Raw genomic sequence first — 8,570 nt, 5'->3', positions numbered from 1 at the left:
ACCCGCTACGAGAAGACCGCCACCTCCTACGAAGCAGCGGTCACACTCGCGTCGTTCCTGCTTTGGGCAAGATCCGTTTGAAGACGGACCCTAGCCCTGCGCAGAAGGCATCGGGGCCTGCAGCTCACCGTGTGCCACCTCCAGGACCGCTTTTCCGGGGATCCGACGCCCGCGAAGCGCCTCGGCTGCCTCATGGAAGCGGTCCCAGGATCCTTGCCAGCCGATCTCGACGGTGACGGCCCCCTCGGCGGCCAGCTCGGTGAGAACGGCCAGGTCTTCGCCGGTGTCGCCCTCGATGACGAACGAGGTCAGCGATTTGGCCGGGCCGACGGTCGCATACGGTGGAAAGACCGCCGGCTCCCCGGATGTCCAGCCGACGCTCTGCACGCTGCCTCCGGGAGCGAGCACATTCCACGCCGCCACCAGCTGGGAGCCGCCGACGCTGTCGATGACCACGTCGACCGGTCGCTGGAGTCCTTCCAGTCCGATCAGCACCTCGCCGGCACCGGCCTCGGCCAGCCCCGCCCTGCGGGCGGCCGAGCCCACAGACGCGATCACATGCGCACCGGCCCGCGCCGCCAGCTGAACGGCGAACCGGCCAACTCCGCCGGAGGCGCCAGTGATCAGCACTGTCTTGCCCGGTCCGAGCCCGGCGGCCCGCAGCGAGCGCAGTGCAGCCACTCCGGCGACCGGCAGGGCGACCGCCTGCGCCGGTTCCAGGTTTTTCGGTATCTCGGCAAGCGCACCCACGTCGATCGCGACGCGCTCAGCGAACGCCCCCGAGGTCAGGGCCACCACCTGGGTCCCCACCGTCGGGCCGGTTCCGTCGGCCGCGGCTCGAACCACTGCTCCGGCAGCGTCCGAACCCAGCACCGCACCCACGGGGAGGCGACCGGAGCGGGCGTCGTTGAGGTCGCCGTAGTTCAACGAGGCGTGAGAGACGTGCACCAGGACCTGGCCCGGCCCGGGGACGGGATCGGGAACCTCGGCGAGGCGGACAGCGGCGGGCGCGGACGGATCGACGACGAGAGCACGCACGGACATGTCTTCTTCCTTCGGTTTACGACGGGTTGCAGCATCCATCGTCGGTAACCTTGCTCGCCAGCGGAAGGAGGCACATTTATGTCACGCAGTCACACGCATGTCGCAGAGGCAGTGAGAGACGAAGCCTGCCCGGTCACCGAGGTACTCGACCGCGTGGCGGGCAAGTGGAGCATCGGGATCCTGATCGCCGCGGCCCACGGCCCGGTCCGCTTCACCGAACTGGAACGCGCCATCAACGGCATCAGCCGACGGATGCTCACCCTCAACCTGCGCAGGCTGGAGCGGGACGGACTACTCGTTCGCACCGTGTATCCCACCGTGCCGCCCAAGGTGGAGTACAGCCTCACCCCCATGGCCTGGGAGCTCCACACCTCACTGACCGCGCTGGTGGGATGGGCCGAGCGGCATCGGTCCGCGGTCGCCGAGGCCCGCGCCGCCTACGACACCGCGGCGGAGCAGGGACCCGACACCGACTGAACGGACCCGGACCGGGCCGGTTCTCGACCCGGATCCGGTGTGCACCCGCGCGGCGTCAAACCGCACCGAGCCCTCCGGATGCCCCGGCGAAGCGGTCGGGCCGAACCAGCCTGCACACCGCGTGCCGTCAGCTCTCCGGCTCCGGCACAGGTTCTGTGGTGAGGCCACGCCGAGTGAGTGGATCAGCTCGCGGGCGACCAATCCCGGTGGCGAGAACGAACCGCTGATCAGTCCCGCGCCTCGGCTCCCGACCCCCTGCTGAGGAACTGCTTCGCCGCCTCAACCGCTTCTCCGTCGAAAACCCACCAGCTCTCTTCCCAGCCGTCCAGGTTGTGCGCGCAGTGCACAAGGGGTTCCAGCTCCTCGGAGCAGCCGAGGTCAAAGGCGATGTCTGCCCAGATGAGATGGGTACCGGCCCGCTGGATCCAGGGATCCGTCGGCGATCCGACCGGCAATCCAGTAGTCCACCGCCCACATTGCGGCCCGGAGCCCCCCGCTCGGCTCGGCCGGCAGGCCAACCGTGACACCCTGCGGAAGACAAGGGACGTGGGGCCAAAGAGCGTGGACCATCTCGGGAACCTCGTCGGCCGGTCCCCCAGGCCGCCGTCGACGTACACCTACGCGCCTTCGCCGCCCAGGCCGGGGTCACGCACCCGCGCTACGGGAAGCTACGGGCGGTGCACGAAGAGACCGCCGATCTCCTCGGACACGACGCGCCGGCTTGGAGCACGCCGTATAGCGGTACAGGTCGCAACCCCCGTAACGGATCCCGCCGAAGGAACCCCCTCTGCACAGCCCAGGAACGCAACGCGGCGATCGTGGACCGCACACCTCCTCACGGAGCGCGGACACAGCGGTGCTCGTGTTCGTCGAGGAGCAGCGTGCGCCGGATCACCGATGATCCAGCGCACGCGGTCAGCTCGCCTTACGCGGGTATCGCCCCGCCCACACACCGATCTCCTGCCGGAGGTAGGCGGGGGACGCACCATCGCGGCCGATTGAACCAGGCCACCAGCAACTGGAGGACCACGCCGACCACGAAAAGAACAAGCAACAGTCCAGCCGTGACAGCTGCCGCGGAAGGGCCCTCATTCGGGCGTTGTCCCACACCGGCAATGATGAACATCGCCATCGCCGCCATCAAGGCCATGACGCCGACCGAGAAAGGAGCCCAACCGCGAACCAGCCCGCGGCTGACGTCGTCCCCGAACCGGAACACCCCTCGCCCCACAACCTGCTGGTAGTAGTCGGGATCCTTCCACAACCGCCGGGCACGCCAGACGGAAAAGCAGGCGCTGCCACCCCAGAAAATCAAAATCAAAATCCCCACACCATCAACTCCCACCAGAACCAGCCGCGATGACGATGATGGCCGCGATCGGCACAGTAGCCGAACAACACCTGCAACAACACCAACAGCCATGCTTCCCACCGCCCCTCCACCCCTCGAACAAACAAGCCCACAGCCCGAACGCCCTCAACATGCAGTAGTTACGAACCCTTCGGGTCACCGGATGGACGCGTCACCCCGGGGTCGCGTCCACCACGCGTGCCGCCGCGCTTTCGTCTCAGCCCTCGGTCGACGTCAGGATTGCCGGAATCCCGAGAAGCCGGGCCGCCAGGTCGTCGACCCACTGCACAACCCAAAAGCGCAACGCGGCAATCGTGGCGTCGTCGAGGCCATAGACGGTGAAGGCCTCATCGTCGGTCCACTCCGCGCCGGCAAAGTTGGCCTGGAAGTCATCTCGACGAAGCGACCCCGGGCATGCCGACGGCCGAACGGGCATCCGGACGTTCACAACGGGCACACGCCCTCTCCATTCACGGCGCAACAGGACACCACAGGCGTCCGGGTACGCTCCCGTGCCGCTCCCGGAACGCACGCGACACCCGAGACCGGCAAACCCGCCGCACGCCGGCCCACTGGTCCGGGGCGGCGGTGGCGATCACCGCACCATCGGGGCGCTCCGGGGTGGGTGGGCTGGGTCGCGTGTCGGGTGCGAGCGGCGGCCCAAGTGGTCTCCGGGCGACGGCCAGGGCTGCGGGCAGGTCGAGGCCGACGACGGTGATGCCGGGCATGGCTGCCATGTGTGCGGCGGTGCCGGGGCGGGCGCGGTCGGCCTCGCTGGGTGTCCCTGGGGTGATCGGGGTGCAGTTCTGGTCGACGGCATGGCTGCTGGGCCTTGGCGGCGCCAATTCGGGCGGGGCGGGGCACGCGGATGACTTTGAGTGCTCCACCCCGTGAGCACCGCCAGAATCTACATGCTGACGGTAAAAATCGACACCGTGTAGACTTTTTGGTAGAGGAGCGGTCCGGCTCCTCGCAAGACCTCTCTGGAGGAACAGTGCCAAAGCAGAACTGGCTCATCACCGGCGTCAGCACGGGCCTCGGACGTGCCTTCGCCAAGGCCGCCCTGGCCGCAGGCCATACCGTCGTCGGCACCGTCCGCTCCGAGGAGGACCTGCGGGCCTTCGAAGAACTCAGGCCCGGTACCGCTCACGCTCGCCTGCTGGACGTGACGGACGACGACGCCGTCCCCGGTGTGGTCGCGGAGGTGGAGCAGAGCGTCGGCCCTTTGGATGTCGTCGTCGCCAACGCCGGCTACGGACTGGAGGGAACCTTCGAGGAAACCCCGCTGGCCGAGGTGCGGCGGCAGTTCGAGGTCAACGTGTTCGGGGCGGTGGCCACGCTGCGGGCGGCGCTGCCCCACATGCGCCGACGTCGCCGCGGACACCTGATGGCCGTCACCTCCATGGGCGGGCTCATGGCCGTACCCGGCATGTCCGCCTACTGCGGCAGCAAGTTCGCCCTGGAAGGCATCCTCGAGGCGCTGGGCAAGGAAGTCGCGCAGTTCGGCATCCACGTGACGGCGATCGAGCCCGGCTCCTTTCGCACCGACTGGGCCGGACGGTCCATGACACGCGCCGCGCGGACCGTCGACGACTACGACGGGTTGTTCACCCCCATCCGACAAGCGCGGCAGAAGGCCAGCGGCAACCAGCTGGGCAATCCAGCCAAGGCCGGGGACGCCCTCGTGCACATCACTTCGGTCGAGCGTCCGCCGGCCCACCTCGTCCTGGGCTCGGACGCGCTGCGACTGGTCACCGCCGCCCGCACCGCCGTGGACGAGGACATCCGTGCATGGGAGACACTCTCCCGTACGACCGACTTCGCCGACGGCGCGCAGCTCTGATGCCCGGCCACCACCCCGCGCGGAGCCGTCGCGCCGCCGAACGCAAGGGCGACGTCCGAGAGCGGGCCATCCTCGACACCTGCGAGGTTCTGCTGGCGCACAAGGGCTACGACGCCATGACCGTCGGCGACATCGCCCAGGGCGCCGGCATCACCCGCGGCGCGCTGTACTTCTACTACGGTTCCAAGCAAGAAGTGGTCACGGCACTCGTGGCCCGGACCGTCGAGCACCTGTGGGAGCGGTCGAGGGCCACCGCGGAGGCCGACGAGCCGCGCCGGGCCATCGCGGCAGCCATGCAGCGCACGGTCGAGCTGTGGAATGAGCACGGCCTGGTCATGCGCACGGCAATCGACCTGTCGTTGACCGTGCCGGAGATCGGCGAGCTGTGGAACCACACGGCTGACCTGTTCATCGCGGCCATCACCGCCGTCCTGGAACGCGCCGGCATCCAGGCCGGCGCCGCACCGGACCAGGCCCCGGCAATGGCACGCGCCCTGTGCTGGATGATCGAACGGACCTTCTACCACGCCTCACAGGAATCCCGCGAGAAGCTCCAAAACGCGTCGGCGACATGCGAACACATCTGGCTGACCATGGCCGGACTGACCACCTGAGGCATCCGCCATGTGCGGGATCGCGCCGCCACCGACTGGACCGTGTACCTCGATACCCGTAGCGCCGGCCGAGTCCCAGGAGGCGAGACAACCGGGCCCTGCCGGACCAGGCGGTGGCCCACTTCGTTCCTCCTCCCTGTCAGGCGCCGTCTTCAAGGAGGCGGGAGCACCCTTCGCCTCCCTCACTGGAGGACGACGGTGACGCCGTACTCGCGCAGGAGGTTCACGGTCACCTCGAAGTAGGACAGGCCGCCAAGGTGGTCCAGAATGTGTCCGGCCAGGGCGCGGCGGGCGATGTCGGCGTGGTGCCAGACGAGGGTGAACGGGGGGACGACGGAGAGCCCGCCGCACAGGTAGTCCTGCACCGAGTCCAGGTCTCTGCCGTAGTGGGCGCCAGGACCGAGCAGGGCTTCGCCGAGTGCCAGAAGCAAGCCGGTCCTGTCGGTGACGTGCTGTCCGTCCAGGTGGTACGTCCCGCCGGAGAGGCCCTGCAGCCCGTACAGGCCGGCGCGGGTGAGGTCCAGCCACTCGGACCGGCCCTCGGCATCGAAGTGTGCCCATTGGTTCGGCCGCATGGGAACACCGTCGAACCAGATCTCCCAGACGGGGCGGGCGGCCGGGGTGGGACGGTTGTCACCGGGGTCGGTGATGGTGACATCGATCAGGGCTCCGCCGAGGACGGATGGGCGTGCCTCGACGATGTCCAGGTCGAGGTGGTAGCCGGTCATCGTCCGGCCGTGGCGATCGAGGCGCCAGAGCGTGATCGGGTCGCCCTGCTGCGGAAGAGGACGACACAGCAGGGCCAGAAGCGGTGCGGCGGGTTCGCAGCCGATCAGGTGCACGGGCTGGGTCGGTCGCTGCGGGCGCGGGGTGAACAGGCCGTCAATGGAACGGCAACCGCCCGATGGGCTGTCCCCTCGGATCGAGGGGAACCACAGGTCGAACCGCGGGCTCGAAGGCAGCCGCTTGCTGCCCCAGTAGTCGTCCTCTCTGACGCTGGTGCCCACGACGATGTCCACGCGCCCGGGATCGCCCGGCGTGGGCCACTGGGCCAGGACGGTCGTGTCCTCCAGGTCCCAGTGGTGGGACGGCCCGCCGTTCGAGGGATCCGCAGGCTCGATCGAGAGCATTCCGTCCCCCAGCAGCCGCACCGGTTCGGCGGCGTGCGTCACGGCCTGGACCAGCAGGCTCTCGCGTGGGCAGCCGCGAAACGTCAGAACCTCTCGCGGCAGCGGAGGCGCGTCCATGAACAGGCCCTCGGCCTCCGCGCACCTCCCCCACAACACGGCCTCCTCCTCACCGTCGGTGTCCTCCCGCACCAGGACATACCGGATCGGGAAGTCCCGCTCCCACCCCGCATGTTCCTCCGATCGCACGCTTCTCCCCTGCTACCAGGCTGCCTTGGCGCGCCAACCCTACGGCTCGCTGACGCCGAAGCCCTCCGAATATCGCTTGCTCGGAATGACGCTCCCCGCCAGTCGGCGCTTCGCAGTGGACGCCGGCGCAGCGGCAGGACTACGCCAAAGACCTCGACGAACCGCGGGCGCTCGTGGAGGTAGCCGTTCGCACGAACAGGGCCAAGGCGGACCAGAACGTCGCGGAGTGGTTGCCCCCTACGCGGCCGCACGCTGCGCGTGCCTGGTGGACTGGGCAACGGTGAAGAGCCGCTGACATCTGGCGGTCGACGACCTCGAACAAGGCACCCTGATGCGGGAGGCGTCGGCCTGTCCGGATGTTCCGATCGCCACCGCGCCGGCGGACACCCCTGTGCCGAGCTGACCCACCCAACAGGAGCACCCCGTCTGCGCTGCCCGGGGGCGGGCCTCTCGGTGGCGGGACTACCGTGCTGCGGTGACCAGCAAAGACGAGGCGGACGGCACCGGGTCGGGGGTGTCAGTTCGGCCGCCCGACGGTCAGGAACTGCGCGCGATGGTCCTGGAGCGCCGCTGGCAGCAGGGCAGGGCCTGGTGGTACCGGGTGACCGTGACGTTGCTGGCGAGGGACGACTCGCACGGGGTGATGAGGGCTGTTCCGTCGCCGGTCGAGTTCTGGGCGTCGGCCGCGTCGTGTTCCCCACTGGAAGGCGCAGACTACTCGCACGTCCCGCGGTGGCTGGTGGAGCGGCGGTTCCAAAAGCCGGGCGAGGACGGGCCGTTGCTGCTGGTGCATCGCGGGGACTGCGTGAGTGTCCGCCGCAGCCGTCAGGGGGTCGCGGCGGAAGAAGCGTGGCAGTCCTGCAGCAGCCCGATGCCGCGCCGTGCCCGGTGTGCCGGCCCGAGCGGGCCCTGATCGCGGCCCTGCAGTAGCTGCCGGCGGCCTCGCGCGTACTCTTCTCCCAACCCTGACACGACCAACCGAATGCGAGCCCTCGCCCCATGCCCACTTCCCCCTCGCAGAGCACGACCGACCTTCTGGACCGCCTGCAGTACGAAGTGGCGCTGTCAGCGCGGCGCGCGGAACAGACGCGGCTGGGCGGCGTCGGCACCGCCCGCAACTCCATGGACCGGGGCGCATACCTCCTGCTCCACCTTTTGGACAGCGACGGCCCGATGGGCGTGAAGGCACTCGCGGAAGGCATGGGCATCGACGCCTCCACCGTCACACGGCAGGTCGCGCCCCTCGTCGACAGTGGTCTCATCAAGCGCACCACCGACCCCGAAGACCGCCGCGCGGTCGTCCTCGCGGTGTCCCCGCGCGGCCACTTGCGCCTCGAGGAAATCCGCACCTCGCGCCGGCAGCTCATGGCCATCGCCACGCAGAGCTGGACTCCCCAGGAACGAGAGGTCTTCACCGACCTCCTCGGCCGTCTGCACGAGACGATGATCAAGCGCATGCGCCCTGGAGCCGTGTAGGCGGCTCACGGACTCACCAGGGCTGCTCGCGCCGCCTCGGATCGTCCAGTGGGCGGAGCTCCTGGGCGTGGCGGTGCCAACGGCCGGGGTGGAGGTCTACTTGCCGGCCCGCCCGGTTCGGCGAGCCACATGGCGGTTTCAGAGCCAATGCGCAGATCCATGCTGGTGGAGATCAGTTCGCCCGGCGCGATGAGATGCGAGACACCCGTGGCCGCCGGTGTCTGGTGGAGCTCCTGGACGGCGTTCAGCACCGGGGTGCTGATGGTCGAAACCGTCGTTCTTGCCGACGTGGGAGATCCCGGGCTTCATTGGCTTCCTGCCCCTTATGTGCTGCTCGTTGACGGGTGATTCCTTAACCGTCCGCCCGCCGAGGAGCCTTCGCCGCGGCA

Annotated in this window: 10 protein-coding genes and 1 pseudogene; 6 read left to right on the top strand and 5 right to left on the bottom strand. The window is 69.1% G+C overall.

Annotation, left to right across the window (positions count from 1 at the left end; all coding sequences use genetic code 11):
- Positions 1-90 precede the first annotated feature (90 nt).
- Positions 91-1,083, bottom strand: a complete 993-nt coding sequence (locus ACIP64_RS40655) for a zinc-binding dehydrogenase (RefSeq protein ID WP_401597681.1) — start codon at positions 1,081-1,083, stop codon at positions 91-93.
- A gap of 39 nt (positions 1,084-1,122) precedes the next feature.
- Here ACIP64_RS40655 and ACIP64_RS40650 point away from each other — a divergent pair, with 39 nt between their 5' ends.
- The gene (locus ACIP64_RS40650) at positions 1,123-1,521 is read left to right on the top strand and encodes a winged helix-turn-helix transcriptional regulator (RefSeq protein ID WP_401597679.1); all 399 of its coding nucleotides are present in this window, start codon (positions 1,123-1,125) and stop codon (positions 1,519-1,521) included.
- Positions 1,522-2,446: 925 nt separating this feature from the next.
- Here ACIP64_RS40650 and ACIP64_RS40645 read toward each other — a convergent pair.
- The 3 genes and pseudogenes from ACIP64_RS40645 to ACIP64_RS40635 all read right to left on the bottom strand — a co-directional run.
- A complete protein-coding gene (locus tag ACIP64_RS40645; protein ID WP_401597677.1) occupies positions 2,447-2,944 on the bottom strand; it encodes a hypothetical protein in 498 nt (165 codons plus the stop codon).
- Positions 2,945-3,089: 145 nt separating this feature from the next.
- Positions 3,090-3,329, bottom strand: a complete 240-nt coding sequence (locus ACIP64_RS40640; RefSeq protein ID WP_401597675.1) for a hypothetical protein — start codon at positions 3,327-3,329, stop codon at positions 3,090-3,092.
- A 13-nt stretch (positions 3,330-3,342) separates the two neighbouring features.
- Positions 3,343-3,645: pseudogene (locus ACIP64_RS40635) on the bottom strand (hypothetical protein); the annotation flags it as partial.
- Between the two features lie 221 nt (positions 3,646-3,866).
- On the opposite strand from ACIP64_RS40635, the gene ACIP64_RS40630 reads away from it, so the two are divergent.
- Entirely contained in the window at positions 3,867-4,715 is an 849-nt protein-coding gene (locus ACIP64_RS40630) for an oxidoreductase (protein ID WP_401597673.1), read from the top strand.
- The gene (locus ACIP64_RS40625; protein ID WP_401597670.1) at positions 4,715-5,329 is read left to right on the top strand and encodes a TetR/AcrR family transcriptional regulator; all 615 of its coding nucleotides are present in this window, start codon (positions 4,715-4,717) and stop codon (positions 5,327-5,329) included. Before ACIP64_RS40630 ends, ACIP64_RS40625 begins: the two co-directional genes overlap by 1 nt.
- Positions 5,330-5,511: 182 nt before the next feature.
- Here the strand turns inward: ACIP64_RS40625 and ACIP64_RS40620 are convergent, their stop codons facing one another.
- Complete coding sequence (locus ACIP64_RS40620) at positions 5,512-6,705, bottom strand: barstar family protein (protein WP_401597667.1); 1,194 nt, start codon at positions 6,703-6,705, stop codon at positions 5,512-5,514.
- 475 nt (positions 6,706-7,180) lie between these two features.
- Here ACIP64_RS40620 and ACIP64_RS40615 point away from each other — a divergent pair, with 475 nt between their 5' ends.
- The 3 genes from ACIP64_RS40615 to ACIP64_RS40605 all read left to right on the top strand — a co-directional run bounded on the left by ACIP64_RS40615 (position 7,181) and on the right by ACIP64_RS40605 (position 8,529).
- Positions 7,181-7,618: a hypothetical protein gene (locus ACIP64_RS40615; RefSeq protein ID WP_401597665.1), complete on the top strand. Its 438-nt coding sequence runs from the start codon at positions 7,181-7,183 to the stop codon at positions 7,616-7,618.
- Between the two features lie 86 nt (positions 7,619-7,704).
- Positions 7,705-8,181: a MarR family winged helix-turn-helix transcriptional regulator gene (locus ACIP64_RS40610; protein ID WP_401597662.1), complete on the top strand. Its 477-nt coding sequence runs from the start codon at positions 7,705-7,707 to the stop codon at positions 8,179-8,181.
- 159 nt (positions 8,182-8,340) lie between these two features.
- Positions 8,341-8,529 (top strand): hypothetical protein, encoded by a 189-nt coding sequence (locus tag ACIP64_RS40605; protein ID WP_401597659.1) that lies wholly within the window; start codon positions 8,341-8,343, stop codon positions 8,527-8,529.
- Positions 8,530-8,570 lie beyond the last annotated feature (41 nt).

The organism is Streptomyces sp. NPDC088733, from assembly GCF_044751185.1.
GTDB lineage: Bacteria > Actinomycetota > Actinomycetes > Streptomycetales > Streptomycetaceae > Actinacidiphila.
This window is presented reverse-complemented; position numbering and strand designations above follow the sequence as displayed.

Excerpts from the sequence above, each read along its gene's own strand:
- ACIP64_RS40655 (WP_401597681.1), bottom strand. The coding sequence starts at position 1,083 with ATGGATGCTGCAACCCGTCGTAAACCGAAGGAAGAAGACATGTCCGTG.
- ACIP64_RS40650 (WP_401597679.1), top strand. The coding sequence starts at position 1,123 with ATGTCACGCAGTCACACGCATGTCGCAGAGGCAGTGAGAGACGAAGCC.
- ACIP64_RS40645 (WP_401597677.1), bottom strand. The coding sequence starts at position 2,944 with ATGGCTGTTGGTGTTGTTGCAGGTGTTGTTCGGCTACTGTGCCGATCG.
- ACIP64_RS40625 (WP_401597670.1), top strand. The coding sequence starts at position 4,715 with ATGCCCGGCCACCACCCCGCGCGGAGCCGTCGCGCCGCCGAACGCAAG.
- ACIP64_RS40610 (WP_401597662.1), top strand. The coding sequence starts at position 7,705 with ATGCCCACTTCCCCCTCGCAGAGCACGACCGACCTTCTGGACCGCCTG.
- ACIP64_RS40605 (WP_401597659.1), top strand. The coding sequence starts at position 8,341 with ATGCTGGTGGAGATCAGTTCGCCCGGCGCGATGAGATGCGAGACACCC.